The following is a 26,143-nucleotide window of genomic DNA, read 5'->3' as shown; positions in this document are numbered from 1 at the left end:
AGGTTGGCGGTGTGGGTCTGCTCATACATCACAGCTACCACCCTGGATTCACGATCTGAATCCCTGACGGGATTTGTGCAACAGAGCCTAAATATCCTTAAAAGTGGCCGCTCCGAGAGCGGCCATCTCTTCTGCTCAAACAAGTAGCCTCATCATTACGCCTGCAACGCCCGCACCCCAACCTCGCCTTCCCCGCGCGACTTGATCGCCGCCACGGCCGCAATACTCCCCGCCGCCGTGGTATAATACGGAATCTTGTCGTTCAGCGCGACCGCCCTGATCTCGCGCGAATCGGCGATGGCTTGCGCGCCCTCGGTGGTGTTCAGGACCATGGCGATCTCGCCGTTCTTCAGGCGGTCGACGATGTTCGGGCGGCCTTCGTAGACCTTGTTCACCAGTTCGGTCTCGACGCCGGCGCCGCGCAGGAACTCGGCGGTGCCGCGGGTCGCGACCAGCTTGAAGCCCATGGCGGTCAGCTCACGCGCCGCCTGGGCCAGCGCCTCGGACTTGTCGGCGTCGCGGACCGAGATGAAGACCAGGCCCTCGGAAGGCAGCGTCGTCCCTGCCCCCATCTGCGCCTTCAGGAAGGCGCGTGGGAAGCTGCGGTCCCAGCCCATGACCTCGCCGGTCGAGCGCATTTCTGGGCCCAGGAGCGTGTCGACGCCGGGGAAGCGGGCGAAGGGCAGCACCGCCTCCTTGACCGAGAACCAGGGGGTGTTGGGGTCGGCCAGCGTCAGCGGGTCGGCGAAGGGCAGCGGGTCGTCGGGGCCGACGCCCTCGGGATAGGCGGGCCGCGCGGGGAAGTTCGCCATCGGCTCGCCCGCCATCAGCCGCGCGGCGATCGAGGCGATCGCGCTATCGGTGGCCTTGGCGACGAAGGGCACGGTGCGCGAGGCGCGCGGGTTGACTTCCAGCACGTAGATGGCGCCGTCCTTCAGCGCGAATTGCACGTTCATCAGCCCGACCACGTTCAGGGCCCGGGCCATGGCCTCGGTCTGACGCTTGAGCTCGGCGATGGTGGCGGCGTCGAGCGTGTGCGGCGGCAGCGAGCAGGCCGAGTCGCCGGAATGCACGCCCGCCTCCTCGATATGTTCCATGATGCCGGCGACGTGGACGGTCTTGCCGTCGGAAAGCGCATCCACGTCGACCTCGATGGCGCCGGAGAGATAGCTGTCCAAGAGCACCGGGCTGTCGCCCGAGACCTGCACCGCCTCACGGATGTAGCGGTTGAGCTGGTCCATGTCGCGCACGATCTCCATGGCGCGGCCGCCCAGCACGTAGGAGGGGCGGATGACCAGCGGGAAGCCGATGCGTTCGGCGATCTCGATGGCCTCGGCGTCGGAATGGGCGATGCCGTTGACGGGCTGCCTGAGGCCGAGCTCGTGCAGGAGCTTCTGGAAGCGCTCGCGGTCCTCGGCCAGGTCGATGGCGTCCGGCGTGGTGCCGAGGATCGGGATGCCCTCCTCCTCCAGCGCGTTGGCCAGTTTCAGGGGCGTCTGGCCGCCGAACTGGACGATGACGCCGTGCAGCGTGCCGTTTTCCTGCTCGATGCGCAGGATTTCCAGGACGTGTTCCAGCGTCAGCGGCTCGAAATACAGCCGGTCCGAGGTGTCGTAATCGGTCGAGACCGTCTCGGGGTTGCAGTTGACCATGATGGTCTCGTAGCCGGCCTTGGTCAGCGCGAAACAGGCATGGCAGCAGCAATAGTCGAACTCGATGCCCTGGCCGATGCGGTTCGGGCCGCCGCCCAGGATCACGACCTTCTTGCGGTCGCTGGGCCGGGCCTCGTTCTCGACGTCGCCCATCGCCGGGGCTTCGTAGGTCGAATACATATAGGGGGTCTGGGCCTCGAACTCGGCGGCGCAGGTGTCGATGCGCTTGAAGACCGGGTGCAGGTCATGGGCGCGGCGCGCCTCGCGCACGGCTTTCTCGCCGGCGCCGGTCAGGGCCGCCAGCCGGGCATCGGTGAATCCCATCATCTTCAGCCGGCGCAGGCCCTCGGCATCCTGGGGCAACCCGCCCGCGCGCAGGGCATTCTCGGCATCGACGATCTCGCGCAGGCGCGCCAGGAACCAGGGGTCGAAGGCGGTAGCGTGCTGGATCTCGTCATCCGAGAGCCCATGGCGCATGGCCTGGGCGATCAGGCGCAGCCGGTCAGGGGTCTGGGCGCTGATCGCCTTGATGACGGCCGCCTTGTCGGGGGCGCCGGGGATCTCGATCTCGTCGAGGCCGGTCAGCCCGTTCTCCATCGAGGCGAGCGCCTTCTGCAGCGATTCGTGAAAGCTCCGGCCGATGGCCATGACCTCGCCCACCGATTTCATCGCCGTGGTCAGCTCGGGCTTGCTGCCCGGAAACTTCTCGAAGGCGAAGCGCGGGATCTTGGTCACCACATAGTCGATCGAGGGCTCGAACGAGGCCGGCGTGACCTTGGTGATGTCGTTGTCGAGCTCGTCCAGCGTATAGCCGACGGCCAGCTTCGCCGCGATCTTGGCGATGGGAAAGCCGGTGGCCTTGGACGCCAGCGCCGAGCTCCGCGACACGCGCGGGTTCATCTCGATCACCACCATGCGGCCGTCCTTTGGGTTGATCGCCCATTGCACGTTCGAGCCGCCGGTCTCGACGCCGATCTCGCGCAGCACGGCGATGGAGCCGTTGCGCATGCGCTGGTATTCGCGGTCGGTCAGGGTCAGCGCCGGGGCGACGGTGATCGAGTCGCCGGTATGCACGCCCATCGGGTCGACGTTCTCGATCGAGCAGACGATGATGGCGTTGTCGGCGCGGTCGCGCACGACCTCCATCTCGTATTCCTTCCAGCCCAGCAGGCTTTCGTCGACCAGCACCTGCGCCACCGGCGAGGCTTCCAGCCCCGAGCGCACGATGCGCTCGTAATCGTCCCGGTTATAGGCGACGCCGCCGCCGGTGCCCCCCAGGGTGAAGGCGGGGCGGATGATGGCGGGCAGGCCGATCTCCTCCAGCGCCTCCATCGCCATGGCGACACCGGCGGCGATGTCATAGCGGCCGTTCGGATGCTTCGGCGCGGCGACGATGGTGGCGCGGGGGTTTTCCAGGCCGATGCGGTCCATGGCTTCGCGGAACAGCTTGCGGTCCTCGGCCATCTCGATGGCGGCGCGCTGCGCCCCGATCAGCTCGACGCCGTAGCGGTTCAGAACGCCCATGTCGGCCAGCGCGAGCGCGGTGTTCAGCCCGGTCTGCCCGCCCATGGTCGGCAACAGCGCGTCGGGCCGTTCCTTGGCGATGATCTTTTCCACCACCTCGGGGGTGATCGGCTCGATATAGGTCGCATCCGCCATCTCGGGATCGGTCATGATCGTGGCCGGGTTCGAGTTCACCAGGATGACCCGGTAGCCTTCCTCGCGCAGGGCCTTGCAGGCCTGGGCGCCGGAATAGTCGAACTCGCAGGCCTGCCCGATGACGATGGGACCGGCACCGATGATCAGGATGGATTTGATATCGGTTCTTTTCGGCATGGCGGTCCCTCGGGTTGGCGGCTGATAAATCGTCCGGGGTTATAGCCATGGCGGGCAAAGTCGCAAGGGTCCGCGCCGCCCGCCCGGGAAAAAAGCCGGGCGCCGCCCATCAGGCGACGCCCTGCCCCTTTTTCCGTTTTCCAAATACCCATGCGGCCGCGCCACCGGGCGGGTGCGTCACGCCTTGGGCGCGCGCTTCTTCAACCCCTTGCCATGGTTCGAGATCCAGTCCATCGCCGCCAGCAGCACGCCCGAGACCACGAAGACCAGGTGGATCACCACCATCCAGCGGATCTGGTCTGCGCCGTATTTGCCGACATCCATGAACACCTTCAGCAGATGGATGCCCGAAATCGCCACGATCGAGGCCACCAGTTTCAGCTTCAGCCCCGAGAAATCCACCTCGCCCTGCCATTCCGGCCGGTCCTCGTGTTCGCTCAGGTTCATGCGGCTGACGAAATTCTCGTAGCCGGAGAAGATCACGATCAGCAGCAGATTCGCCGCCAGGCTCAGGTCGATCAGCGCCAGCACCCCCAGCACCGCGTCGTTCACGGTCATCACCGGCAGGATCTGCACCAGATGCCAGAGCTCCAGCCCGAAGACCCAGAGCAGCAACAGAAGCGACAGCGACAAGCCGACATACATCGGCGCCATCAGCCAGCGGCTGGCGAAAAGACTGCGTTCGATCAGGTGTTCCATGTCGTCTCCCGTTGTACGTCGCAGCCGATCTAGTCACGCCGCAGCGCGGCGAAAAGCCCCCGTGCGCCGGTCGGGCGCGAACGGAGGCTTTCTGCTGTCTTCCAGTTACCCCGGCAAGGGGACGGGCGGGGCTCAGGCGTCGATGAACGCGCGCACGAAGGGCGTCGCCGGCCGGGCGCGGATGTCCTGCGGGCGGCCGACCTGCTCGATCCGGCCCATGGACATCACCACCACCAGGTCGGCAAGCTCCATGGCCTCGTCCTGGTCATGGGTGACGAAGACCGTGGTCAGGCCGGTGGTGTCGTGGATCTCGCGCAGGCCCTGGCGCAGCTCCTTGCGGACCCGGGCGTCGAGCGCGCCGAAGGGCTCGTCGAGCAGCAGCATGCGCGGCTCGATGGCCAAGGCGCGGGCCAGGGCGACGCGCTGGCGCTGGCCGCCCGACAGCTGGCTGGGGAAGCGCTTGGCGATCTGCGGCAGCTGGATCAGCTCCAGCAGCTTGGTCACCCGGCGCTCGATCTCGGCCTGCGGCGGGCGGGTGCGGCGCGGCCGGGCGCGCAGCCCGTAGGCGATGTTCTCGAACACGGTCATGTGCCGGAACAGCGCGTAGCTCTGGAACACGAAGCCGGCGCGGCGTTCCTGCACCGTCAGCCCGGTCGCGTCCTGGCCGTCGAAGAGCACCCGGCCCGAGGTCGGGAATTCCAGCCCGCCCAGGATGCGCAGCAGCGTGGTCTTGCCCGAGCCGGACGGCCCCAGGAGCGCCACCAGCGCCCCCGAGGGAATGGCGAGGCTGACCGGATGCAGCGCGGTGGTCGATCCGAAGCTCTTGGCGATTTCGTCGATTTCGATATGCATGATGGACCTCGATGGTTCAGTGCCGGCGGCTGGCGGCAAGCTGGTCGGCATGGCGCCATTCCAGCACGGTCTTGAGCGCCAGCGTCAGCAGGCCGAGAAGCGCCAGAACCGCGGCCAGCGAAAAGGCCGCGACCGAGAGATATTCGTTATACATCATCTCGATGGTGATCGGCATGGTGGCGGTCTGGCCGCGGATCTTGCCCGAGACCACGGCGACGGCGCCGAATTCGCCCATGGCGCGGGCATTGCACAGCAGCACCCCGTAGAGCAGCGCCCATTTGATGTTGGGCAGCGTCACGGTCAGGAAAGCGCGCCAGCCCGAGGCGCCCAAGGTCAGCGCCGCCTCCTCCTCGGCCCGGCCCTGCTCGATCATCACCGGGATCAGTTCGCGGGCGACAAAGGGGAAGGTGACGAAAATCGTCGCCAGCACGATCCCCGGCAGGGCAAAGATGATCGGGAAGCCGCTGGCGACCAGCCAGCCGCCGACCAGGCTGTTGGTGCCGAAGAGCAGCACCAGCGCCAGCCCCGCCACCACCGGCGAGATGGAAAACGGCAGGTCGATCAGGGTGATCAGGAAGGCCTTGCCGCGGAAGTCGAACTTGGTGATCGTCCAGGCGGCGGCGATGCCGAAGACGGCATTCACCGGCACGGCGACGGCCGCGACCAGCAGCGTCAGCTTGACGGCCGCGCGGGCGTCGGGCTGGACCAGCGAGGCGACCGCCTCGGCCGCGCCGCGCGCCAGGGCCTCGGCGAAGACCACGACCAGCGGGGCCAGCACCAGCACCGCCAGCCCAGCCAGCGCCGCCGCGATCAGGGCGATGCGGACCGGGCGGCTTTCCTCGGTCACCGGGCGCCATTTGGCGGGCAGGGTTTGCGTGCCGTCAGACATGGCCGATCCTCCTGCGGCTCCAGATCTGGATCAGGTTGATCGCCAGAAGCATGCTGAACGAGATCAGCAGCATGGCGATGCCGATGGCCGCCGCGCCGTCATAGTCGAATTCCTCGAGCTTGATGACGATCAGGAGCGGCGCGATCTCGGTCTTCAGCGGCAGGTTGCCGGCGATGAAGATGACCGAGCCGTATTCGCCCACCGCACGCGCCAGCGACAGCGCGAAGCCGGTCAGCGCCGCCGGCAGCAGCATGGGCAGGATCACCCGGCGCAGGGTGTAGAAGCGTTCCGCCCCCAGCGTGGCCGAGGCTTCCTCGACCTCCTGCTCGATCTCGGCGATCACCGGCTGCACGGTGCGGGTGACGAAGGGCAGGCCGACGAAGATCAGCGCCACCAGGATGCCCCATTGGGTATAGGCGATCTTGCCGCCCAGCTCCCTGGCGATGCCGCCAAAGACGCCGTTCGGCGCGTAAAGCGCGGTCAGCGCGATGCCGGCCACCGCGGTCGGCAGGGCGAAGGGCAGGTCCACGAAGGCGTCGACCAGCCGGCGGCCGGGGAAGTCGTAGCGCGCCAGCACCCAGGCCAGCAGCGTGCCGAAGGCCAGGTTGAACAGCGCCGCGAAGAAGGCCAGCCGGAAGGACAGGTAGAGCGCCGCCCAGACCCGCGGCGTGTTCACCGTGGTCCAGACATTCTCGAGCCCGTAGCCAGCGCCCTGCGCCAGCAATGCGCCGACCGGCAGGACCACGATCAGCGACAGCATGGTCATGGTGATGCCCATGCCCAGCGCAAAGCCGGGCATGGGGGATTTCTGGATGCCCAGGGCCCGCATGGCCTTAGCTCCCGCTATAGATCTGGTCGAAGGTGCCGCCGTCGCCGAAATGCTCGGGCTGGGCCTTCTTCCAGCCGCCGAAATGCTCGATGCCCACCAGGTCCAGCTTCGGGAAGCGCGCCACGTCCTCGGGATCGGCGGCACTGGTGTCCCAGGCGCGATAGTAGTGCTTGAAGGCCAGCGCCTGCGCCTCGGGCGTATAGAGGAAGTCCAGATAGGCCTGGGCCAGGGCCTTCTGCTCGTCATCGGCAATGTTCTTGTCCACCAGCGTCACCGGCGGCTCGGCCAAGACCGAGACCGAGGGCACGACGATGTCGAAGCGATCCTCGCCCAGCTCGTTCAGCGCCAGATAGGCCTCATTCTCCCAGGCCAGCAGCACGTCGCCGATCTCGCGCTGGGTGAAGGTGGTGGTGGCGCCGCGCGCGCCGCTGTCCAGCACCGGGACATGCTTGTAGAGCTCGGCCACAAAACTCTTGGGATCCTGGCCGTTCTTTTCGGCCCAGGCCCAGGCGGCCAGATAGTTCCAGCGCGCCCCGCCCGAGGTCTTGGGATTGGGCGTGATCACCTCGACGCCTTCCTTGACCAGGTCGCCCCAGTCCTTGAGGCCCTTGGGATTGCCCTCGCGCACCAGGAAGACGATGGTCGAGGTATAGGGGGCGCTGTTATGCGGCAGGCGCGACTGCCAGTCCGCGGGCAGCAGGCCCTTTTCGGCGATCTTGTCGATGTCCGAAGCCAGCGCCAGCGTCACGACCTGCGCCTTGAGCCCGTCGATCACCGAGCGCGCCTGCGCCCCGGAGCCGCCATGCGAAGTCTCGATGACCGGCGCCTCGTGGCCCTCGGCCTGCCATTTCGCGGCGAAGGCGGCGTTCACCTCGCGGTAAAGCTCGCGGGTCGGGTCGTAGCTGACATTCAGCAGCGTGTTCTCGGCATGGGCCTGGCCGGCAAGACCCAATCCCAGCCCCAGCACTGTCGCCGCCGCCGTCATCGCACGGCGCAGCGAAAAGCCCAGGCAACGATCCCGAAAGCCCGAACGCAGCGGATGGCCGGTCAGGCGCTTGGTGCCGTCCTCGACCGTCAGGCGGCCGTCGAGATGGCGGCGGATCACACGGCCGTGGGCCAGCTGGCTGTCGGTCACGCGGATGGTGCGGATCATGGTGCCTCTATCCTCCTTGATTGCCTTGCAAGGCGTCTCATGCCCCAAATTACGACAGAGTTTATCGTTTATTTCAAGAAGAAAGACGCTTTCACCCATCGTTTTTAATATATTTTGAAATCAATATGTTGAAAGAGGGATCGCCCGAAACGCGCCCGCCAGGCGGCGGCCTTCCCACCCTGCCCCGCCGCGGATCGGGGATTTTCCGGCAAGATTCGCCGGGGCCGCGGCCCCCGTCGGCTTCCCGCCCCGACCCCCGCCCAGCCATTGGCAGAACCCGCCGCCCCCGCCCCGGGAACCGGCCGCTTTCACCGTTTCCCAAAGACCCATGACGAAGCCGCCGGGCGCGGCCTGGCCGCCCGGCGGATTTCTTCGTTCCTCAAATACCCATGCGACGGCGCGGCGGGGCGCTCAGCCCGCCAGCTGGTCCTCGGCCTTCTGGGCCAGCGCCTCGGCGCGGGCGGCCAGCTCGGCCATGCCCTCGACCAGGCTTTCGGGCACCACCGGCACCTCGACGCGCTGCGGATTGGTCTTCAGCCGCGCCAGCTCGCGCTCGGCCGAGGCGGCGCGATCCTCCAAGGCCGCGGTGCGGTCGGCCAGCATCAGCCCGGCCAGCAGCAGGAGCCGCGGCTCGGGCATCCGCCCGGCCTGTTCCAGGATCGCCTGCGCCTCGGCATCGAGCAGCGCGGCGGCGCGCTTCAGCAGCCGCTCCTCGCCTTCCTGGCAGGCCAGGGTATAGGACTTGTGCCCGATCGAGAAATCGACTTCGGCCATGGATCAGCCCCTTTCCTCGTCCAGATCCGCATTCTCCGCCGCGAACCCGGCCCCTTCGTCGGGGACGGCGGCCTCGCTTGCGCCGCTCCCCGGCGCGGCCGCCGGCGGCGCATCGGCGGCGGGGGTGCCGGCCAGCCGGTCCAGCGTGTCGATGATGTCGCCCATCTGCGCCATCTCGGCCGCGCGGGCGGCGCGCAGTGATTCGATCTCGGCCTCGAACGCGCGGCGGACCTCGTCGCCCGGCGCCCCGGCGGCGTCGATCAGCGCCCGGTTGGCCTCGGCCAGCGCCTCGTTGGCGGCGGCGAGGCGCGCGGCCTCCTGCCCGGCATCGACCAGCCGCCGATGCGCCTCGGCCAGCCGCGCCTCGCAGGCGGCCAGGGTTTCGGATTGCCGCTCGTGCAGCGCGGCCAGTTCCTGCGACAGGCGTCGGTTTTCGCTGCGGGCCTCGTGCAGCTGCGCCGCCAGACCCGGGTCGGGCGGGGCGCCGTCCGGGTCGCCGCGCCGCCCTGCCGCGCGGTCGATGAACTGGTCGATGCGGTCCAGGGCCGCGATAAGCCGCTTCTCGCTGGCGTTCAGGTCGTCTCTCATCGGCCGGGATCCTTTCGGGTCGCTTGTCCTTGCGGGTGCCCCTATGGGTGGCTTGCTTCGTGGGTCGCCCTTGTGGGTCGCTTGTCACTTTTTGGCACCGCCTTGGCCATATGACAAGGATGGCCGGGATTTCCCGCCACATCCCGCGCTTTTCAGCCGCCGGATCGGGCCCTATAAGGCGGCAAGCCTGATGAGGAGAGACGCCAGATGCGCCGCGCAAAGATCACCCGCGACACGGCCGAGACGCAGATCGAGGTCGAGCTGGACCTGGACGGCAGCGGCCGCTACGACAACCGCACCGGCGTCGGCTTCTTCGATCACATGCTGGACCAGCTGGCGCGGCATTCGCTGATCGACCTGACGGTGCGGGCCCGGGGCGACCTGCAGGTCGACGACCACCACACGGTCGAGGATACCGGCATCGCCATCGGCAAGGCGCTGGTCCAGGCGCTTGGCGACAAGACCGGCATCCGGCGCTATGGCGCGTTCCACCTGGCCATGGACGATGCGCTGGTCCGGGCGGCGCTGGACCTGTCGGGGCGGCCCTTCCTGGTCTGGAACGTGGATTTCCCGGCGCAGAAGATTGGCAGCTTCGACACCGAGCTGGTGCGGGAATTCTTCCAGGCGCTCTCGACCCATGGCGGCATCACGCTGCATGTGGATCGGCTGCACGGGCTGAATGCGCATCACATCGCCGAGGCGACCTTCAAGGCGGTGGCCCGCGCGCTGCGCGAGGCGGTCGAGCCGGATCCGCGCATGGCCGGCGTGCTGCCCTCGACCAAGGGGGCGCTCTGATGCGCGTCGCGCTGGTCGATTACGACAGCGGCAACCTGCATTCGGCGGAAAAGGCCTTCGCGCTGATGGGGCGCGAGGCCGGGGCCGAGGTGGTGGTGACCTCCGACCCCGCGGTGGTGGCCCGCGCCGAGCGCATCGTGCTGCCGGGCGACGGCGCCTTTCCGGCCTGCCGGGCGGCGCTGGACGCCGTGCCGGGCATGGTCGAGGCGCTGCGCGAGGCGGTGCTGGACCGCGCCGTGCCCTTCATGGGCATCTGCGTCGGCATGCAGATGCTGGCCGAGACCGGGCATGAATATCGCGACACCGCCGGGCTGGGCTGGATCGGCGGCGAGATCGACGCCATCGACGCCCCTGGCCTGAAGGTGCCGCATATGGGCTGGAACGACCTGACCGTGCTGCGCCCGCATCCGCTGCTCGACGGCATCGCCACCGGCGACCACGCCTATTTCGTGCATAGCTGGCAGTTCCGCGTCGCCGATCCGGCGCATCTGCTGGCCACCGCCGATTACGGCGGGCCGGTGACGGCGGTGGTCGGGCGCGACAATATCGTCGGCACCCAGTTCCACCCCGAGAAGTCGCAAGCCGTCGGGCTGCGCATCATCGGCAATTTCCTGCGCTGGCGTCCCTGAGGGCGGGGACCCTGCCCCCACGCCCGATGCGCCCCTGGACGGGGCGCCGCGGGCGTTCCCCCGGGGCATTTGGAAAACGGAAAGGGCCGGGGCTATTTCACCCTGACCCAGCGCTGGGTCCGGCAGAACACCGCAATGCAGCCCGAGACGTTGAGCGTCTTGCCGTCGAGCTGCATCTTCGACTTGTAGGTCTTGTCGGCGCCCGGATCCCAGATCGTGCCGCCCGAGAACTTGCCGCCGCCCTCGTCGGTCATGCCGGCGACGATGTTCTTGCCGGTATGCGGCGAGGCGATCTCTTTCCCCGCGCTGTCGAAGCTCTTGATCAGCTTGCCGCAATACTTGCCGCCGCAATCGTAGAACTGCACCATGCCGATATTGCCGTCGTCATTGGCCTGGGTCTGGAAGATGCCGCCGATGCCCTGGGCATGAACGGCGCTGCCCGCCAGCGCGAGCGATGCGGCAAGAGCCAGTGTTCTCATGGTGATTCCCCCTCCCCCGGGGTCTTGTCTGCGGGTTGTGGTCCCGGACGCAGGATGCGGGCGGCAGCACGCGCCGATCAAGCCTGACGTGAGGTCGCGGCAGCGGGAGCCCGGGGCTTTCGGATCGGCGCCGGCTGTGGCAAAGGGGCGCCACGCTATCAGGAGAGATGCGATGATCCTTTATCCCGCGATCGACCTCAAGGACGGCAATTGCGTGCGCCTGCTGCGCGGCGACATGGAGGCGGCGACCGTCTTCGGCACCGATCCCGCCGCGCAGGCCCGCGCCTTTCAGGATGCCGGGGCGGAATGGCTGCATCTGGTCGACCTGAACGGCGCATTCGCCGGCAAGCCGGTGAACGCCGCCGCGGTCGAGGCGATCCTGGCCGCCGTCGAGGTGCCGGCCCAGCTGGGCGGCGGCATCCGCGACATGGCGACCATCGAGGCCTGGCTGGAGCGCGGGCTGGCACGGGTAATCCTGGGCACGGTGGCGGTCGAGCAGCCGGCGCTGGTGCACGAGGCGGCCATGGCCTTTCCGGGCAAGATCGCCGTCGGCATCGACGCGCGCGGCGGCCGGGTGGCGACGCGCGGCTGGGCCGAGGAGACAGAGGTGATGGCCGTCGACCTGGCGCATCGCTTCGAGGATGCCGGCGTGGCCGCGATCATCTATACCGATATCGACCGCGACGGCGCCATGGCCGGCCCCAACATCGCCGCGACCGAGGCGCTGGCCCGGGCGGTGAACATCCCGGTCATCGCCTCGGGCGGGGTTTCCTCGCTGCAGGACCTGATGGCGCTGCGCGCCACCGGGGTCATTGCCGGCGCCATCTCGGGTCGGGCGCTTTACGACGGCGCCATCGACCTGAACGCGGCGCTGAAGGCGCTGGCCTGACGGCGCAGGGCGAGGTAACAAGGCGCCATGCTGAAGACCCGTGTGATCCCCTGCCTGGATGTCGCCGATGGCCGCGTGGTCAAGGGCGTGAATTTCGTCGATCTGATCGATGCCGGCGACCCGGTCGAGGCGGCGCGCGCCTATGACGCGGCCGGCGCGGACGAGATCTGTTTTCTCGACATCCATGCCACGCATGAAAATCGCGGCACCATGTACGACCTGGTGACGCGCACGGCCGAGGCCTGCTTCGTGCCGCTGACCGTCGGCGGCGGCGTGCGCAGCCACCAGGACGTGCGGGCGCTGCTGCTGGCCGGGGCGGACAAGGTCAGCTTCAACTCGGCCGCCGTGGCGAACCCGGACGTGATCGCCGAGGCCGCCGACCGTTTCGGCAGCCAGTGCATCGTCTGCGCCATCGACGCCAAGACCGTGGCGCCCGGCAAGTGGGAGATTTTCACCCATGGCGGCCGCAAGCCCACCGGAATCGACGCGGTGGAATTCGCCCGCACCGTCGCCGCCAATGGCGCGGGCGAGATCCTGCTGACCAGCATGGACCGCGACGGCACCAAGTCGGGCTTCAACATCCCGCTGACCCGCGCCGTCGCCGATGCGGTGAACGTGCCGGTCATCGCCTCGGGTGGGGTCGGGATGCTGGAGCATCTGGCCGAAGGCGTACTGGAGGGCCATGCCTCGGCGGTGCTGGCGGCCTCGATCTTCCATTTCGGCACCTTCACCGTGGCCGAGGCCAAGGCGCATCTGGCCGCCGCCGGCATTCCCGTGAGGCTGACATGAGCGGCCTTCACCGCCTAGCCGCGACCATCGCGGCGCGCAAGGGCGCCGATCCCGAGACCAGCTGGACCGCCAAGCTGCTGTCGAAGGGCCCCGAGAAATGCGCCGAGAAATTCGGCGAGGAAGCCGTCGAAGCGATCATCGAGGCGGTCAGGGGCGACCGCGAGCGGCTGATCTGCGAAGCGGCCGACACGCTCTATCACCTGCTGGTCATGCTGGCGGCGCGCGACGTGACGCTTTCCGAGGTGGAAAATGAACTCGACCGCCGCGAGGGGCGTTCGGGCATCGAGGAAAAAGCCGCACGAAAGTGATCCCGCGATGCTGGACATGCTGGCCGAGGAGTTTTCGCGACCGACCAGCCTGCCCATTGCGGTGGTGGTCCTGCGCCTGGTGATGGCGGTGCTGCTGGGCGGCGTCATCGGCTGGGAGCGCGAGGTCCACGCCCGCGCCGCCGGGCTGCGCACCCATATGCTGATCACCTTGGCGGCGGCCTGCTTCACGCTGGTGGCGATGGAGTTGACCGAACTCAACGCCAACGACCATCAGCAGCGCACCGATCCCTTGCGGCTGATCGAGGCGGTGACGGCGGGCGTGGCCTTCCTGGCCGCCGGCTCGATCGTCATCAACAAGGGCAATGTGCGCGGCATCACCACCGGCGCCTCGATGTGGCTTTGCGGCGCCATCGGGCTGTGCTGCGGCACCGGCGACCTGTGGCTGGCGCTGATCGCCACCGCCATGGCCATGGCGGTGCTGTATCTGATCCGGATCCTGATCACGCCGGTAGCGCAGGAGGTGGCCGAGGAGACCGGCGAGGCCGGTGACTAGCGGCCGTTCAACGCGGCACCGGCACCACCTTCACGGCGCCGCCCTGCGCCGACAGCGCGATCTCACCTGCCGCGAGGCGCAGCGCGTCCTCGCCGAAGACCTCGGCCCGCCAGCCCGACAGCGCCGGCAGGTCGCGGGCGCCCGAGGCGATCGCATCGAGATCCGCCGCCGAGGCGATCAGCCGTGGCGCCACGCCGGCCGCATCGGACTTGGCCTTCAGCAGCACCCGCAGCAGGTCGGCCAGCGCCGCATTGCCGGGCCGGCCCGGCTCCTCGGGCGCGGGCTTGGGCAGGTCCCTGGCCTCCAGCCCGGCCTTGACCGCGGTCAGGATGCCGCTGGCGATCTCGCCGCGCCGGGCGTCGCGCAGGAGCAGCCGCGACTTGCCCAGATCGGCCTCGGTCAGCGGCTTGGTCGAGGCCAGCTCGATCAGCGCATCGTCCTTGAACACCCGGGCGCGGGGAATGTCGCGTTCCTGGGCGAAGCTTTCGCGGAAGCGCGCCAGCTCGCGCACCACCGCCAGGAAGCGCGGCGAGCCCGAGCGGGTGCGCACCCGCGTCCAGGCCTCGTCCGGGCGGGTGATGTAGGTCTCGGGGTTCAGAAGCACCGCGACCTCCTCCTCCAGCCATGGCGCGCGGCCGGTCTTGTCGAGCTGGGCCGAGAGGAACTCGTAGATCGCCCGCAGATGCGTCACGTCGGCCAGCGCATAGGCCGCCTGCGCATCCGAAAGCGGCCGGTGCGACCAATCGGTGAAGCGCGAGGACTTGTCCAGCGGCTGGCGGGCGATCTTCCTGACCAGCGTCTCGTAGCCGACCTGCTCGCCGAAGCCGCAGACCATGGCGGCGATCTGGGTGTCAAACAGCGGATCGGGAAACACGCCGGCATCGTGGAAAAAGATTTCCAGGTCCTGGCGCGCGGCGTGGAAGACCTTGACCGTCGCCTTGTGGCGGAACAGGTCGTAGAGCGGCTCGAGCGACAGCCCCTCGGCCAGCGGGTCGATCAGCACCGCCAGCCCGCCCGCCGCCTTGGCCGAGCCGGCCGGCGGCAGCGCCGCCTGGATCAGGCAGAGCTTGGAATAATAGGTCCGCTCGCGCAGGAATTCGGTGTCGAGCGTGACATAGGGCTGGGCCTTGGCCAGGTCGCAGAATTCGGCCAGCTCGGCCGTGGTGGCGATGGTGCGGATGTCGGTCTTGCGGTCGGTCTGTGCGGTGGCTGGCATAGGGCTCTTTCACGGGTCGGCGGGTCATCCACCGGGCGATTCCCTTCGGCAATATCGAAGGTTCGCAGAAATTCAAGGCATTACCCGGCGTTTTACAAAGGTTCTATGTCGCCCTGTGCCCGCATTGCCGCGAATTCGGCGACGAAGCCGGCCAGGGTGCCGGCGGTGATGGCCTCGCGCAGCCCGGCCATCAGTTCCTGGAAGTAATGCAGGTTGTGCCAAGTCAGCAGCATCCCCGAGATCATCTCGCCGGCGCGGAAGACATGGTGCAGATAGGCGCGGGAATAGCCGGTGCAGGCCGGGCAGCTGCAGTTTTCGTCCAGCGGCCGCGGGTCGTCGGCATGCCGCGCGTTCTTGATGTTGACCTGGCCGCGCCGGGTCCAGGCCTGCCCCGTGCGCCCCGAGCGCGAGGGCAGCACGCAATCCATCATGTCGACGCCGCGCAGCACTGCGCCGACGATGTCGTCGGGCTTGCCGACGCCCATCAGATAGCGCGGCTTGTCCTCGGGCAGGAAGCCGGGGGCATAGTCGAGCACGCCGAACATCGCCTCCTGCCCCTCGCCCACCGCGAGGCCGCCGATGGCATAGCCCTCGAAGCCGATCGCCTTCAGCGCCTCGGCCGATTCCTCGCGCAGTTCGCGGGTGACGCCGCCCTGCATGATGCCGAACAGCGCGTGGCCCGGCCGGTCGCCGAAGGCGTCGCGCGAGCGCTGCGCCCAGCGCATCGACATGCGCATGGATGTCGCCACCACCTCCTCGGACGCCGGCAGCGCCGGGCATTCGTCAAAGGCCATGACGATGTCCGAGCCGAGCAGGCGCTGGATCTCCATGCTGGTCTCGGGCGACAGGAAATGCTTCGAGCCATCGACATGGCTGGAGAAGGTCACGCCCTCCTCGGTCAGCTTGCGCAGGCTGGACAGCGACATGACCTGGAAGCCGCCCGAATCGGTCAGGATCGGCCGCGGCCAGTTCATGAAGCGGTGCAGGCCGCCCAGCCGGGCGATGCGCTCGGCCCCGGGGCGCAGCATCAGGTGATAGGTGTTGCCCAGCAGGATGTCGGCGCCGGTGGCGCGCACCGATTCGGGCAACATCGCCTTGACGGTGGCGGCGGTGCCGACCGGCATGAAGGCGGGGGTGCGGATCTCGCCGCGCGGGGTCCGGATCACGCCGGTGCGGGCGCGGCCGTCGGTGGCCTGGACCGAGAATTGGAATCTGTCGCTCATGCGCCGGCACATAGGCGCTTTGCGCGCCGGATGCAAAGCCGCTTACACGCCGGCCGCGCGCAAGAGTTTCGCCCGCCCCGGGGGAATGGCGCGGATCTCCAGCCCGGTGAAGACATGCAGCGTGTCGAGTTGCCGGTCCACCACCGCATGATCGCTGACCCAGCCGCCCATGGCGAGGTATGAGCGCAGCAGCGGCGGCATCGCCGCCATGGCGCGGCGCGGATCGGGCTTGCGCAGCCGCAGCGCCCGGGCGAAGCGGAAGACCTGCGGCGCCTTGACCCGCGGCAGCCAGCGCTTGGGCGCCAGATGCCGCTCGCGCAGCATGGCGAAGGCGTCCTCGTAGCCATGGGTGTCGGTGCCCATGAAGCTGGAACAGCCGAACAGCATCTCGACGCGCTCTTCATCGACATGCCGGGCCAGGGCGCCCCAGGCCAGGCGCAGGATGTCCGGGTCCTGCAGCTCGGGATGGATGCAGAAACGGCCGATCTCGACCATGCGGCCGTGGAAATCGCGCAGCCGCGACAGGTTGTAATAGCGCGCCGAATAGCTGTCGCCGATCTCGGCGCCGCCGGACAGGGTCAGCATGCGGAAGCAGGCGACCAGCCGGCCGCCGGTCTCGCGAATCAGCACATGGGTGCAGCGGGCGTCGTGATCGTCGGCATCCAGCGCCTCGGGCGCGTCGTCCGGCCGGCCGCGGCCGATGAAACACAGCCAGCGCAGGTGTTGCGCTTCGCGGATTTCCCCTGCGGTTTCAGCGAAACCGACCTCGTAGCGGCCCTTGCGCAATGCCTGCATGGCGTCCCTGCCCGATCCTCCCGAATGGCCGCCGATCGGCCGTGATCCGACTTGCTACCGCCTTCCCTGCACCTATCTTGTAACAGCAGCATAGCAGGATTGAAGGGCGAAGATGTCAAAGCGGATCACCAAGACCGATGCCGAATGGCGCGCGACGCTGGACCCCGAAACCTATCGGGTGACGCGGCAGGCCGGGACCGAGCGGCCGTTTTCCCATCCGGGCTTTCCCGAGGGGCCGGGCCATTACGAATGCGTCTGCTGCGGCGCCCGGCTGTTCGACGGCGATGCCAAGTTCGAAAGCCATTGCGGCTGGCCCAGCTTCTCGCAAGCGGGCGGCGCCATCGACGAGCATCGCGACCTGAGCCACGGCATGATCCGCACCGAGGTGCGCTGCCATCGCTGCGACGCGCATCTGGGGCATGTCTTCCCGGACGGCCCGCCGCCCACCGGGCTGCGCTATTGCATCAACGGCGTGGCGCTGCGCTTCGTGCCCGAGGCGGACTGAACGGCGGGAAGGGCGCCGCGGCGCCCCCCGCGGTGAAGCCCCCTGGCCTATTGCTGGTCCAGCAGCTGCCCGGCCGAGACCCGGCCGACATTGCCCATCAGCTGCCGGATCAGCCCCAGGCTGGTGACCCCGGTATCGGTGACGCGGCGCGACAGCACCACCACCCGGCCGCGTTCCAGCCCGAAGCGTTCGACATTGCTGACCACGCCGCTTTCGTTGAAGCTGATGGCGACCACCTGGCGGTCGATCTCGCGCGGCTCGCGGGGGCCGTAGAACTGCCAGCGCGAGCCGACGTAATACCAGGCCGAGCCGGTCAGCAGCCCCTGGGCCGAAGGCCGGCCGATCAGCCCCTCCAGCTCGGCTTGCGCGGTCTGGCCGACGACGACCTGGGCCAGCTGCTCCTCGGGCGGCACATAGCCGTGATTGCGATAGGTGGCCTGGCAGGCGGCGAGGCCCAGAGGCGCAGCCAGCGCGAAACCCATGATCTGCCGCCGGGAAATCTTCATCTTCTCACTGTCCCCTTACGCGCCTGTTGACGCCGCGCGACCGGCTTAGCAAACTCGTGCCCCGCGCTCAAGAATATCCAGACCAAGGGCGAGTCCCGCCCGCGAAAGGCCCCGATGACCCAAGCCAAAGCCCCGCAGACCCGGTTCCGGGTGGCGCAACTGAACCCGCGCCAGCCCACGGCCTTCACGCTTGCCCCCGATGCCGCGGCGCGCGCGGCGCTGGCCGGCAAGCTGGGGCTGAGCGCCCTGCCCCGGCTGGGATTCGCCGGCGAGATCCGCGCCGTGCAGAACGACGCCTGGGAGGTCACAGGCCGGCTCTCGGCCCGGGTCGTGCAGCCCTGCGTCGTCACCCTGGCCCCGGTCAAGACCACGCTGGACGAGCCGGTGCATCGCCTCTATTCGCCGCATGCCGGCACGCCCGAGGGCGACGAGGTCGAGATGCCCGACGATGACCTGGAGCCGCTGGGCGCCTTCATCGACGTCGAGGCGATCATGGTCGAGGAACTGGCCCTGGCCCTGCCGCTCTATCCCCGGGCCGAGGGCGCGGACCTGGCCGAAGCCGGGACCGAACCCGCACCCGAGCCCGAGACCCGCAAGCCCTTCGCCGGGCTCTCCGATCTCTTGAAGGATTCGAAGAAGCGGGGATAACTCATGCGGAACGCTGCCTTTCCTGCCAATCCGGCGCGATTTCCGGCCCCAGGTTCAGCGGCGCCAGCATGCCCTGGCCCAGGATGTGGTCGGCGGCCTTCTCGCCGGTCATGATCGAGGGCGCGTTCAGGTTGCCGTTGGTGATGCGCGGGAAGATCGAACTGTCGGCGACGCGCAGCCCCTCGACTCCGATCACCCGCAGTTCGGGATCGACCACCGCCATCTCGTCGTCCCGCCGGCCCATGCGCGCCGTGCCGCAGGGATGGAAGGCCGACTCGGCATGCTCGCGGATGAACGCATCGATCTGCTCATCGCTCACCACGCCCTCGCCCGGCTGGATCTCGTAGCCCTTGTATTCGGCAAAGGCCGGCTGCGCGAAGATCTCGCGCGTCAGGCGCACGCAGGCGCGGAACTCGGCCCAGTCGTCGGGATGCGACATGTAGTTGAAGCGGATCTCGGGCGCCTGTTTCGGATCGGTGGATTTCAGCCGCACCGTGCCGCGCGACTTCGACCGCATCGGCCCGACATGGACCTGGAAGCCATGGCCCTCGGCCGCCGCCTTGCCGTCATAGCGTACCGCCAGCGGCAGGAAATGATACTGGATGTCGGGATATTCCACCCCGGCGGCCGAGCGGATGAAGCCGCAGCTCTCGAACTGGTTCGAGGCGCCGAGGCCGGTGCCGGTCGCCAACCATTGCGCGCCGATCGAGCCCTTCCCCCACAGGTTCCAGTGCTTGTAAAGCGTCACCGGCTTGGTGGCGGTATATTGCATGTAGACTTCCAGGTGGTCCTGCAGGTTCGCGCCCACCCCGGGCCGGTCCGCCCGGACCTCGACGCCATGTTCGCGCAGATGGTCCGCCGGGCCGATCCCCGACAGCATCAGCAGCTTCGGCGTGTTGATCGAGCTGGCCGAAAGGATCACCTCATGTTTCGCCCGGAACACGTTGACGCCGCGGGTATTTCGGACCTCGACACCCACGGCGCGGCCATCCTCGAAGACCACGCGCTGCGCCAGCCCGCGCCGCAGCCGCAGCAGCCCGGTTTCCTGCGCCGGGCGCAGATAGGCATTGGCGGCCGACCAGCGCCGGCCTTCCCAGATCGTCGCCTCCATGGCGCCGAAGCCTTCCTGGCGGGCGCCGTTGTAATCCTCGGTGGTCGGATAGCCGGCCTCGCGCCCGGCGCGGATGAAGGCGTTGAACAGCGGGTTCTTGCGCGAGCCACGGGTGACATGCAGCGGCCCCTCGGTGCCGCGATAGTCGCTGACCGCGCCATGTGAGCTTTCCATGCGCTTGAAATAGGGCAGCACGTCGGCATAGGCCCAGCCCTCGGCGCCGCTCTCGGCCCAGAAGTCGAAATCCCGGGCATGGCCGCGCACAAAGACCATGCCGTTGATCGAGGACGAGCCGCCGACCACCTTGCCGCGCGGCGTGACCAGCCGGCGCCCGCCCAGATGCGGCTCGGGCTCCGAGGAAAACCCCCAGTCATAGCGGCGCATGTTCATCGGATAGGACAGCGCCGCCGGCATCTGGATGAAGGGCCCGACATCGCTGCCGCCATATTCGACGATGTCCACCCGCTTGCCGGCCATCACCAGCCGATAGGCCAGCGCGCAGCCGGCCGAGCCGGCGCCGACGATGACGTAATCCGGGATCATGCCTGCCTCCCCTGCACCGCGGTCGCGGCTCTTTCCGTTTGCCAAATACCCATGCCCACCGCGCCGCGGGCGCCACGCCGCTCAATAGGGCGCATCGACGCCTCCCATCCCGACATAGACCGATTTCAGCTGCGAATAATGCTCGATGGCCGCGGCCGAGTTCTCGCGGCCGATGCCCGACAGCTTCACCCCGCCGAAGGGCGCCTCGACCGGGGTCAGATTATAGGCGTTGATCCAGGTGGTCCCCGCCTGAAGCGCCGCCGCGACCCGATGGCCGCGCGCCAGGTCGCGGGTGAACACCCCGGCCGCCAGCCCATAGGGCGAGGCATTGGCGCGGGCCACCGCCTCCGCCTCGGTGGCGAAGCCCAGCACCGACATGACCGGGCCGAAGATCTCCTCGCGCACGATCCACATGTCATCCGAGGCATCGGCAAAGACGGTGGGCGGCACGAAGGCACCCTCGCCCGGGCCGCCGCAGACCAGCCGCGCGCCCTCGGCGCGGCCGCGCTCGATGGCCTCGCGGATCTTCGCCGCCTGGGCCGGGCTGACGATGGGGCCGTGCTGGGTTTCCTCGTCCAGCGGATCGCCGATCCGGACCTTCGCCACCCGCTCGGCCAGCCGGTCCAGGAAGGCGGGCAGGATGCCCTGCTGCACGAAGACCCGCGTCCCGTTCGAGCAGATCTGTCCCGAGGAATAGAAATTCGCCAGCATCGCCGCGCCGACCGCATCCTCGAGGCTGGCATCGTCGAAGACGATCAGCGGCGATTTGCCGCCCAGTTCCATCGTGACATGGCGCATACCCTCGGCCGCCGCGGCATAGACCCTTTGCCCGGTCGCGACCGAGCCGGTCAGCGACACCTTGGCGACGCGCGGATCGGTGACCAGCGCGCTACCTATCGCGCCGCGGCCCTGCACCACGTTGAAGATGCCGGCGGGCAGCCCGGCCTCGGTCAGGATCTCGGCCAGCTTCAGGGCGCCCAGCGGGGTTTCCTCGCTGGGCTTGAAGACCATGGCATTGCCCATGGCCAAGGCCGGCGCCGCCTTCCAGCAGGCGATCTGGCTGGGATAGTTCCAGGCGCCGATGCCGGCGCAGACCCCCAGCGCCTCGCGGATCGTATAGACGAAATCCCCGCCCAGCGGGATCGCCTGCCCGGTCACCGTGGGCGCCAGCCCGCCGAAATATTCCAGCGCATCGGCGCCCGAGGGCCAGTCGGCCACCCGCGTCTCCTGGATCGGCTTGCCGGTGTCCAGGGTTTCGAGCCGCGCCAGTTCCTCGGCCCGCTCGCGGATGATCTGCGCCGCCCGGATCAGCACCCGGCCGCGCTCGACGGGGCGCAGCGCCGCCCAGCCCGGCTGCGCCGCCGCAGCGGCTGCTGTGGCCTTTGCCACCTGCTCCGGCGAGGCCTCGCGCAGGGTGGCGATCACCGCGCCGGTATAGGGATAATGCACCGCAAGCTCGGCCCCCGCGCCCTCGACGAAGGCGCCGTCGATGTAAAGGCTGGCGGCGGGTTGGGCGAAATGGCTCATGGCAGGACCTTCTCCAGGTAATCCAGTGTCGTGCGTTCGGCGGCGGCGGCATCGGCCGTGTCGGACAGCGCCGCGCGCAGGTAAAGCCCGTCGATCAGCGCCCCCAGCGTGCGGGCGATGCGCTCGGCCCCCGCCCCCGCCAGAGGCCGCAGCGCCACCAGCAGGTTCGAGCTGAGCCGGCGGTGATAGACGCGCAGAAGCCGCGCCGCCTCGGGCTCGACCAGGGCCAGAGCATAGAAGTTCAGCCAGGCGGCGATGGTGTCGCGCTCGAAATTGGCACTGTCGAAGCTGGCGGCGACGATGGCGTCCAGCCGCTCGCGCGGGGTGCCGGCCCCCTTCAGCGCCGCCCGGGTCGAGGCGCCGTATTGCGCCAGGATGTGCCGCATCGCCGCCAGGAAGATCCGCTCCTTCGAGCCGAAATAGTGATGCGCCAGCGCCGAGGACATGCCCGCCTCGCGCGCGATCTGCGCCACGGTCACGTCCAGCGACCCGGCGCGGCCCACCGTGACAATCGCGGCGTTGATTAATGCCGCCTTTCGGATAGGTTCAGCACCTAGTTTGGGCATGACAGGACACCGTTTTGCCGTTTCGTTCGAAAATTCGCGCAAGCGACCCGCATCTGGCAGATCTTTGATTGACTCGTCAATCAATAAAAGCCTTAATTGACTCGCCAGTCAACAAACCAGGGAGATAAAGATGACATTTCGCCGCACCGCCGCAGCTCTTGCCGCCGGATTGGTCGCATCACTCGCCACGGCCGGCCTCGCTGCGGCACAAGAGCCGATGGAGTGCCGCAAGGTCGTCTTCTCGGATGTCGGCTGGAGCGACATCAGCGCCACCACGGGGCTGGCCTCGACCGTGCTGCAGGCGCTGGGTTACGAGACCGAGACCAAGATCCTGTCGGTGCCGGTGACCTATACCGCCATGTCGACCGGCGACGTGGACGTGTTCCTGGGCAACTGGATGCCGACGATGGAAGCCGATCTCGCCCCCTACCGCGAGGCGGGCACGGTCGAGATCGTGCGCACCAACCTGACCGGCGCCAAGTACACGCTTGCCACCAACGAGGCCGGCGCCAAGCTGGGCATCGACGATTTTTCGAAGATCGCCGCCCACAAGGACGCGTTGGACGGCAAGATCTACGGCATCGAGCCGGGCAATGACGGCAACCGCCTGCTTCTTGAGATGGTGGCCGGGAACAAGTTCAACCTGGGCACCTTCGAGGTGATCGAGAGCAGCGAACAGGGCATGCTGGCGCAGGTCGCCCGGGCCGACGGCGCGGGAGAGCCCATCGTCTTCCTGGGCTGGGAGCCGCATCCGATGAACACGCAGTTCAAGATGACCTACCTGGCCGGCGGCGACGATGTCTTCGGGCCGGATTTCGGCGGCGCCCGGGTCGATACCAACGTGCGCGCCGGCTATGTCGAGACATGCCCGAATGTCGGCAAGTTCCTGCAGAACCTGGAATTCACCCTGCCGATGGAAAACGAGGTCATGGGCCTGATCCTGAATGACGGCCAGGCGCCCGCCGATGCGGCGCTGCAATGGCTCAAGGCCAATCCCGACGCGGCCAAGCCCTGGCTCGCGGGCGTGACCACCGCCGATGGCGGCGACGCGCAGGCGGCGCTGGACAAGGTGCTGGCCGAATGAATCCGGGCGGGCGGCAGGCCGTCGCGGGCGCAGCGCGCGTCCCGGCCTGTCCCCGCGTTCCCGGGCCTCCGGGCCCTTCCTTCCACCTTCGCCGGACGCGAAGACCTGCCCCGCACCGGGCGACGGCCGCCAGGGCCGGCCGCCCGCCGCCGCGCAGACCTTCGCCGAACGCCCGGCAGAAAGACAAGGACGCATGGAGCAACTGACCGATCTGGTGACCGGGACCAAGATCCCGGTGGGCAAGACGGCCAAGGCGATCTTCGACTGGCTGAACGCCCATGCCGGGGTCGTCTTCAACTTCATCTCGAAGCTGATGGACGGGCTGATCAACGGCATTCTCGCGCTGCTCGAATTTCCCCACCCGCTGATCTTCACCCTGCTGGCGGTGGCGCTGACCTGGGCGCTGCAGCGCAGCTGGAAGACCTGCCTGCTGGTGGCGCTGAGCTTTCTCTTCATCCTCAACCAGGGCTATTGGGACGAGACCATGCAGTCCCTGACCCTGGTGCTGTCGGCCTGCGTGGTCTGCATGGCCATCGGCGTGCCCATCGGCATCGCCGCGGCGCATCGGCCCAGGCTCTATGCCTGGATGCGGCCGGTGCTGGACCTGATGCAGACGCTGCCGACCTTCGTCTACCTGATCCCGGCCATCGTCTTCTTCGGCATCGGCATGGTGCCCGGCCTGATCGCCACGGTGATCTTCGTGTTGCCGGCGCCGATCCGGCTGACGCATCTGGGCATCAGTTCGACCCCGCAATCTCTGGTCGAGGCCGCCATCGCCTTCGGCGCCACGCCGCGCCAGCTGCTGTGGAAGGTCGAGCTGCCAAGCGCCGCGCCGCAGATCATGGCGGGGCTGAACCAGACGATCATGCTGTCGCTGTCCATGGTGGTGATTGCGGCGCTGGTCGGGGCTTCGGGCCTGGGGGTGCCGGTGGTGCGGGCGCTGAACAGCGTCAACACCGCGCTGGGATTCGAAAGCGGGTTCATCATCGTGGTCGTGGCCATCATGCTGGACCGGATGATGCGCGTAGGGAGGCGTGATGACTGATCGCATGGAAACCGCGCGCAACGCGGTCGAATTCGACAATGTGAACATCGTCTTCGGCGATTCGCCCGAGGCGGCCCTGCCGCTGATGGACCAGGGACTGGAGCGCGGGCCGATCAAGTCCGAGACCGGCCAGGTCCTGGGGGTGCACAATTGCTCGCTGACCGTGCGCGAGGGCGAAATCCTGGTGCTGATGGGCCTTTCCGGCTCGGGCAAGTCCACGCTCCTGCGGGCGGTGAACGGGCTCAACTCGGTCTGCCGGGGCGACGTCCGGATCTGGGACGGCGACCACATGGCCTCGGTCACCAAGGCACGCGGCCCCGAGCTGCGCCGGTTGCGGCGCGAGCGCGTCGCCATGGTGTTCCAGCAGTTCGGCCTGCTGCCCTGGCGCTCGGTGCGCGAGAATGTCGGCCTGGGGCTGGAGCTTGCCGGCGTCCCCGTCGCCGAACGCCGCAAGCGCGTCGATGCGCAGCTGGCCACGGTCGGGCTGGCCGAATGGGCCGAGCGCAAGGTGGGCGACCTGTCGGGCGGCATGCAGCAGCGCGTGGGCCTGGCCCGCGCCTTCGCCACCGAGGCGCCGATCCTGCTGATGGACGAGCCCTTCTCGGCGCTGGACCCGCTGATCCGCAACCGCCTCCAGGACGAGCTGCTGGAGCTGCAGGAGCGCTTCCGCCGCACCATCGTCTTCGTCAGCCACGACCTGGACGAAGCCTTCCGCATCGGCAACCGCATCGCGCTGATGGAGGGCGGCCGCATCGTGCAGGTCGGCACCGCGCGCGAGATCATCGCCAACCCGGTCAATGCCTATGTCGAGGATTTCGTCGCCCACATGAACCCGCTGGCGGTGCTGACCGCCGAGGACGTGGCCGAGCCCGGCGACCTTCCCGGTGATCCGCTGGACCGCGAGACCCCGGTGCGCGAGGTCATCCGCATGATGACCGAATCCGGCATCGACGCGCTGCCCCTGCAGGGCGGCGGCCGCGTGACCCGGCAAAGCATCATGTCCCGGCTGGTCGCCCGGCGCGGCGCCGGGGGCGGCGCGGTCGAGCACTGATCCCCCTCCTGTTGCAGCAAGGCCATGCCCCGTCCCGCAAATCTCGCGGGGCGGGGTTGCCTCGAATCGCCGGATGTGCCTATCAAGGGCCCTGTTCCGCAACCTCGACAGAAAGGGCACCGGCATGACCATCATTTCCGCCGCTTCGGCCGCCGCCTTTCACGGGGTGAACCGACGCCAGGACCGGCGTTGACGGAACCCGATCAGGGCATCCCTCACCGGGACTGAGCTTCCCCCTCTTCGCTGACGGCCGACGCCCCGCGATATCGCCCGGGCGCTGTCCGTTGCCTTTTCGACCCATTGCAACATGAGGGCCGCACCGTGCAGAACGGGCGGCTGGACAGGATGACCCTTGCAACCATCCGTGCCGCGCGGGAACTCCGCGCGCCTTTGGACGAACTGATCGAAACCCACGGCCTGCTGCGCGTCAGCCTGGCGCTGCTGCGCGCCGCCCTGCGGCGGGGCGGCAGGCGGCCGCCGCCGGTCGACACGCTTCCCGAGCACCTGCTGCGCGACATCGGGCTCGAACCGCAGCGGCGCGGCCGGAACTACTGGGACCTGCGCTAGAGCGTATCGCGGGCATCAAGATTCAGGATTCCCGGCCTGCTCGTGATGTGCTTCCCTTTTGCTGAGGCAGGTATGGGGGAG

28 protein-coding genes are annotated in these 26,143 nt (G+C 68.4%); 12 read left to right on the top strand and 16 right to left on the bottom strand.

Going from position 1 to position 26,143, the window contains the following annotated elements:
- Nucleotides 1–155: 155 nt before the first annotated feature.
- The 8 genes from carB to I9P22_RS14210 all read right to left on the bottom strand — a co-directional run bounded on the left by carB (nt 156) and on the right by I9P22_RS14210 (nt 9,272).
- On the bottom strand, nt 156–3,488 hold the full coding sequence (gene carB / locus I9P22_RS14245) for a carbamoyl-phosphate synthase large subunit (RefSeq protein ID WP_199260136.1): 3,333 nt from the start codon (nt 3,486–3,488) through the stop codon (nt 156–158).
- 177 nt (nt 3,489–3,665) lie between these two features.
- A complete protein-coding gene (locus I9P22_RS14240; protein ID WP_199260135.1) occupies nt 3,666–4,187 on the bottom strand; it encodes a TIGR00645 family protein in 522 nt (173 codons plus the stop codon).
- Nucleotides 4,188–4,319: 132 nt separating this feature from the next.
- On the bottom strand, nt 4,320–5,039 hold the full coding sequence (locus I9P22_RS14235) for a sulfate/molybdate ABC transporter ATP-binding protein (protein WP_199260134.1): 720 nt from the start codon (nt 5,037–5,039) through the stop codon (nt 4,320–4,322).
- A 16-nt stretch (nt 5,040–5,055) separates the two neighbouring features.
- A complete protein-coding gene (cysW, locus tag I9P22_RS14230) occupies nt 5,056–5,928 on the bottom strand; it encodes a sulfate ABC transporter permease subunit CysW (protein WP_199260133.1) in 873 nt (290 codons plus the stop codon).
- Nucleotides 5,921–6,757: a sulfate ABC transporter permease subunit CysT gene (gene cysT, locus I9P22_RS14225; RefSeq protein ID WP_199260132.1), complete on the bottom strand. Its 837-nt coding sequence runs from the start codon at nt 6,755–6,757 to the stop codon at nt 5,921–5,923. The genes cysW and cysT overlap by 8 nt, the downstream gene beginning before the upstream one ends.
- Before the next feature lie 4 nt (nt 6,758–6,761).
- Nucleotides 6,762–7,742 carry a sulfate ABC transporter substrate-binding protein gene (locus I9P22_RS14220; RefSeq protein WP_199260138.1) on the bottom strand — a complete coding sequence of 327 codons (981 nt, stop codon included), beginning with the start codon at nt 7,740–7,742 and terminating at the stop codon, nt 6,762–6,764.
- Between the two features lie 579 nt (nt 7,743–8,321).
- The gene (locus I9P22_RS14215; RefSeq protein WP_199260131.1) at nt 8,322–8,684 is read right to left on the bottom strand and encodes a cell division protein ZapA; all 363 of its coding nucleotides are present in this window, start codon (nt 8,682–8,684) and stop codon (nt 8,322–8,324) included.
- Nucleotides 8,685–8,687: 3 nt separating this feature from the next.
- Nucleotides 8,688–9,272 carry a hypothetical protein gene (locus tag I9P22_RS14210; RefSeq protein WP_233253402.1) on the bottom strand — a complete coding sequence of 195 codons (585 nt, stop codon included), beginning with the start codon at nt 9,270–9,272 and terminating at the stop codon, nt 8,688–8,690.
- A gap of 207 nt (nt 9,273–9,479) precedes the next feature.
- Between I9P22_RS14210 and hisB the strand changes: the two genes are divergently transcribed.
- Nucleotides 9,480–10,067 carry an imidazoleglycerol-phosphate dehydratase HisB gene (hisB, locus tag I9P22_RS14205; protein WP_199260130.1) on the top strand — a complete coding sequence of 196 codons (588 nt, stop codon included), beginning with the start codon at nt 9,480–9,482 and terminating at the stop codon, nt 10,065–10,067.
- Nucleotides 10,067–10,696, top strand: a complete 630-nt coding sequence (gene hisH, locus I9P22_RS14200) for an imidazole glycerol phosphate synthase subunit HisH (RefSeq protein WP_199260129.1) — start codon at nt 10,067–10,069, stop codon at nt 10,694–10,696. Before hisB ends, hisH begins: the two co-directional genes overlap by 1 nt.
- Nucleotides 10,697–10,788: 92 nt before the next feature.
- Here the strand turns inward: hisH and I9P22_RS14195 are convergent, their stop codons facing one another.
- Nucleotides 10,789–11,175, bottom strand: coding sequence for a DUF2147 domain-containing protein (locus I9P22_RS14195; RefSeq protein ID WP_199260128.1), 387 nt, complete (start codon nt 11,173–11,175; stop codon nt 10,789–10,791).
- A 172-nt stretch (nt 11,176–11,347) separates the two neighbouring features.
- Here I9P22_RS14195 and hisA point away from each other — a divergent pair, with 172 nt between their 5' ends.
- The 4 genes from hisA to I9P22_RS14175 are packed head-to-tail and all read left to right on the top strand — an operon-like array spanning nt 11,348 to nt 13,675.
- On the top strand, nt 11,348–12,064 hold the full coding sequence (gene hisA, locus I9P22_RS14190; protein WP_199260127.1) for a 1-(5-phosphoribosyl)-5-[(5-phosphoribosylamino)methylideneamino]imidazole-4-carboxamide isomerase: 717 nt from the start codon (nt 11,348–11,350) through the stop codon (nt 12,062–12,064).
- A gap of 27 nt (nt 12,065–12,091) precedes the next feature.
- Nucleotides 12,092–12,853 carry an imidazole glycerol phosphate synthase subunit HisF gene (gene hisF / locus I9P22_RS14185; RefSeq protein WP_199260126.1) on the top strand — a complete coding sequence of 254 codons (762 nt, stop codon included), beginning with the start codon at nt 12,092–12,094 and terminating at the stop codon, nt 12,851–12,853.
- Nucleotides 12,850–13,161 (top strand): phosphoribosyl-ATP diphosphatase, encoded by a 312-nt coding sequence (locus I9P22_RS14180; protein WP_199260125.1) that lies wholly within the window; start codon nt 12,850–12,852, stop codon nt 13,159–13,161. The genes hisF and I9P22_RS14180 overlap by 4 nt, the downstream gene beginning before the upstream one ends.
- Before the next feature lie 7 nt (nt 13,162–13,168).
- The gene (locus tag I9P22_RS14175; protein ID WP_199260124.1) at nt 13,169–13,675 is read left to right on the top strand and encodes an MgtC/SapB family protein; all 507 of its coding nucleotides are present in this window, start codon (nt 13,169–13,171) and stop codon (nt 13,673–13,675) included.
- Nucleotides 13,676–13,682: 7 nt separating this feature from the next.
- Here the strand turns inward: I9P22_RS14175 and rnd are convergent, their stop codons facing one another.
- From rnd to I9P22_RS14160, 3 genes are all read right to left on the bottom strand, one after another.
- Nucleotides 13,683–14,855, bottom strand: a complete 1,173-nt coding sequence (gene rnd / locus I9P22_RS14170; protein ID WP_199260137.1) for a ribonuclease D — start codon at nt 14,853–14,855, stop codon at nt 13,683–13,685.
- A 128-nt stretch (nt 14,856–14,983) separates the two neighbouring features.
- On the bottom strand, nt 14,984–16,114 hold the full coding sequence (gene tgt, locus I9P22_RS14165) for a tRNA guanosine(34) transglycosylase Tgt (protein WP_199260123.1): 1,131 nt from the start codon (nt 16,112–16,114) through the stop codon (nt 14,984–14,986).
- Nucleotides 16,115–16,156: 42 nt separating this feature from the next.
- Complete coding sequence (locus I9P22_RS14160; protein ID WP_199260122.1) at nt 16,157–16,909, bottom strand: GNAT family N-acetyltransferase; 753 nt, start codon at nt 16,907–16,909, stop codon at nt 16,157–16,159.
- Between the two features lie 112 nt (nt 16,910–17,021).
- On the opposite strand from I9P22_RS14160, the gene msrB reads away from it, so the two are divergent.
- Complete coding sequence (gene msrB / locus I9P22_RS14155; RefSeq protein ID WP_199260121.1) at nt 17,022–17,414, top strand: peptide-methionine (R)-S-oxide reductase MsrB; 393 nt, start codon at nt 17,022–17,024, stop codon at nt 17,412–17,414.
- Nucleotides 17,415–17,461: 47 nt separating this feature from the next.
- Here the strand turns inward: msrB and I9P22_RS14150 are convergent, their stop codons facing one another.
- Nucleotides 17,462–17,920 (bottom strand): outer membrane protein assembly factor BamE, encoded by a 459-nt coding sequence (locus tag I9P22_RS14150; protein WP_199260120.1) that lies wholly within the window; start codon nt 17,918–17,920, stop codon nt 17,462–17,464.
- Between the two features lie 114 nt (nt 17,921–18,034).
- Between I9P22_RS14150 and I9P22_RS14145 the strand changes: the two genes are divergently transcribed.
- Complete coding sequence (locus tag I9P22_RS14145; protein WP_199260119.1) at nt 18,035–18,568, top strand: YceD family protein; 534 nt, start codon at nt 18,035–18,037, stop codon at nt 18,566–18,568.
- A 1-nt stretch (nt 18,569) separates the two neighbouring features.
- Here I9P22_RS14145 and betA read toward each other — a convergent pair whose 3' ends face one another.
- The 3 genes from betA to betI form a co-directional block, all read right to left on the bottom strand.
- Nucleotides 18,570–20,222 carry a choline dehydrogenase gene (gene betA / locus I9P22_RS14140; protein WP_199260118.1) on the bottom strand — a complete coding sequence of 551 codons (1,653 nt, stop codon included), beginning with the start codon at nt 20,220–20,222 and terminating at the stop codon, nt 18,570–18,572.
- 81 nt (nt 20,223–20,303) lie between these two features.
- Nucleotides 20,304–21,749, bottom strand: coding sequence for a betaine-aldehyde dehydrogenase (gene betB / locus I9P22_RS14135; RefSeq protein ID WP_199260117.1), 1,446 nt, complete (start codon nt 21,747–21,749; stop codon nt 20,304–20,306).
- Nucleotides 21,746–22,315, bottom strand: coding sequence for a choline-binding transcriptional repressor BetI (gene betI / locus I9P22_RS14130; protein ID WP_199260116.1), 570 nt, complete (start codon nt 22,313–22,315; stop codon nt 21,746–21,748). Before betI ends, betB begins: the two co-directional genes overlap by 4 nt.
- Before the next feature lie 130 nt (nt 22,316–22,445).
- Between betI and I9P22_RS14125 the strand changes: the two genes are divergently transcribed.
- From I9P22_RS14125 to I9P22_RS14110, 4 genes are all read left to right on the top strand, one after another.
- On the top strand, nt 22,446–23,399 hold the full coding sequence (locus I9P22_RS14125; RefSeq protein WP_199260115.1) for a choline ABC transporter substrate-binding protein: 954 nt from the start codon (nt 22,446–22,448) through the stop codon (nt 23,397–23,399).
- 193 nt (nt 23,400–23,592) lie between these two features.
- Nucleotides 23,593–24,444 carry a choline ABC transporter permease subunit gene (gene choW, locus I9P22_RS14120; RefSeq protein WP_199260114.1) on the top strand — a complete coding sequence of 284 codons (852 nt, stop codon included), beginning with the start codon at nt 23,593–23,595 and terminating at the stop codon, nt 24,442–24,444.
- Nucleotides 24,437–25,495 (top strand): choline ABC transporter ATP-binding protein, encoded by a 1,059-nt coding sequence (gene choV / locus I9P22_RS14115; RefSeq protein WP_199260113.1) that lies wholly within the window; start codon nt 24,437–24,439, stop codon nt 25,493–25,495. The genes choW and choV overlap by 8 nt, the downstream gene beginning before the upstream one ends.
- A 345-nt stretch (nt 25,496–25,840) precedes the next feature.
- A complete protein-coding gene (locus I9P22_RS14110; protein WP_199260112.1) occupies nt 25,841–26,062 on the top strand; it encodes a hypothetical protein in 222 nt (73 codons plus the stop codon).
- Nucleotides 26,063–26,143 lie beyond the last annotated feature (81 nt).

Source organism: Paracoccus binzhouensis (assembly GCF_016446475.1).
GTDB lineage: Bacteria > Pseudomonadota > Alphaproteobacteria > Rhodobacterales > Rhodobacteraceae > Paracoccus > Paracoccus binzhouensis.
Note: the sequence above shows the minus strand (reverse complement) of the source record. Positions and strands in the feature narration are given on the sequence as shown.

Excerpts from the sequence above, each read along its gene's own strand:
- carB (WP_199260136.1), bottom strand. The coding sequence starts at position 3,488 with ATGCCGAAAAGAACCGATATCAAATCCATCCTGATCATCGGTGCCGGT.
- I9P22_RS14240 (WP_199260135.1), bottom strand. The coding sequence starts at position 4,187 with ATGGAACACCTGATCGAACGCAGTCTTTTCGCCAGCCGCTGGCTGATG.
- I9P22_RS14235 (WP_199260134.1), bottom strand. The coding sequence starts at position 5,039 with ATGCATATCGAAATCGACGAAATCGCCAAGAGCTTCGGATCGACCACC.
- cysW (WP_199260133.1), bottom strand. The coding sequence starts at position 5,928 with ATGTCTGACGGCACGCAAACCCTGCCCGCCAAATGGCGCCCGGTGACC.
- cysT (WP_199260132.1), bottom strand. The coding sequence starts at position 6,757 with ATGCGGGCCCTGGGCATCCAGAAATCCCCCATGCCCGGCTTTGCGCTG.
- I9P22_RS14220 (WP_199260138.1), bottom strand. The coding sequence starts at position 7,742 with ATGACGGCGGCGGCGACAGTGCTGGGGCTGGGATTGGGTCTTGCCGGC.
- I9P22_RS14215 (WP_199260131.1), bottom strand. The coding sequence starts at position 8,684 with ATGGCCGAAGTCGATTTCTCGATCGGGCACAAGTCCTATACCCTGGCC.
- I9P22_RS14210 (WP_233253402.1), bottom strand. The coding sequence starts at position 9,272 with ATGAGAGACGACCTGAACGCCAGCGAGAAGCGGCTTATCGCGGCCCTG.
- hisB (WP_199260130.1), top strand. The coding sequence starts at position 9,480 with ATGCGCCGCGCAAAGATCACCCGCGACACGGCCGAGACGCAGATCGAG.
- hisH (WP_199260129.1), top strand. The coding sequence starts at position 10,067 with ATGCGCGTCGCGCTGGTCGATTACGACAGCGGCAACCTGCATTCGGCG.
- I9P22_RS14195 (WP_199260128.1), bottom strand. The coding sequence starts at position 11,175 with ATGAGAACACTGGCTCTTGCCGCATCGCTCGCGCTGGCGGGCAGCGCC.
- hisA (WP_199260127.1), top strand. The coding sequence starts at position 11,348 with ATGATCCTTTATCCCGCGATCGACCTCAAGGACGGCAATTGCGTGCGC.
- hisF (WP_199260126.1), top strand. The coding sequence starts at position 12,092 with ATGCTGAAGACCCGTGTGATCCCCTGCCTGGATGTCGCCGATGGCCGC.
- I9P22_RS14180 (WP_199260125.1), top strand. The coding sequence starts at position 12,850 with ATGAGCGGCCTTCACCGCCTAGCCGCGACCATCGCGGCGCGCAAGGGC.
- I9P22_RS14175 (WP_199260124.1), top strand. The coding sequence starts at position 13,169 with ATGCTGGACATGCTGGCCGAGGAGTTTTCGCGACCGACCAGCCTGCCC.
- tgt (WP_199260123.1), bottom strand. The coding sequence starts at position 16,114 with ATGAGCGACAGATTCCAATTCTCGGTCCAGGCCACCGACGGCCGCGCC.
- I9P22_RS14160 (WP_199260122.1), bottom strand. The coding sequence starts at position 16,909 with ATGCAGGCATTGCGCAAGGGCCGCTACGAGGTCGGTTTCGCTGAAACC.
- msrB (WP_199260121.1), top strand. The coding sequence starts at position 17,022 with ATGTCAAAGCGGATCACCAAGACCGATGCCGAATGGCGCGCGACGCTG.
- I9P22_RS14150 (WP_199260120.1), bottom strand. The coding sequence starts at position 17,920 with ATGAAGATTTCCCGGCGGCAGATCATGGGTTTCGCGCTGGCTGCGCCT.
- I9P22_RS14145 (WP_199260119.1), top strand. The coding sequence starts at position 18,035 with ATGACCCAAGCCAAAGCCCCGCAGACCCGGTTCCGGGTGGCGCAACTG.
- betA (WP_199260118.1), bottom strand. The coding sequence starts at position 20,222 with ATGATCCCGGATTACGTCATCGTCGGCGCCGGCTCGGCCGGCTGCGCG.
- betB (WP_199260117.1), bottom strand. The coding sequence starts at position 21,749 with ATGAGCCATTTCGCCCAACCCGCCGCCAGCCTTTACATCGACGGCGCC.
- betI (WP_199260116.1), bottom strand. The coding sequence starts at position 22,315 with ATGCCCAAACTAGGTGCTGAACCTATCCGAAAGGCGGCATTAATCAAC.
- I9P22_RS14125 (WP_199260115.1), top strand. The coding sequence starts at position 22,446 with ATGACATTTCGCCGCACCGCCGCAGCTCTTGCCGCCGGATTGGTCGCA.
- choW (WP_199260114.1), top strand. The coding sequence starts at position 23,593 with ATGGAGCAACTGACCGATCTGGTGACCGGGACCAAGATCCCGGTGGGC.
- choV (WP_199260113.1), top strand. The coding sequence starts at position 24,437 with ATGACTGATCGCATGGAAACCGCGCGCAACGCGGTCGAATTCGACAAT.
- I9P22_RS14110 (WP_199260112.1), top strand. The coding sequence starts at position 25,841 with ATGACCCTTGCAACCATCCGTGCCGCGCGGGAACTCCGCGCGCCTTTG.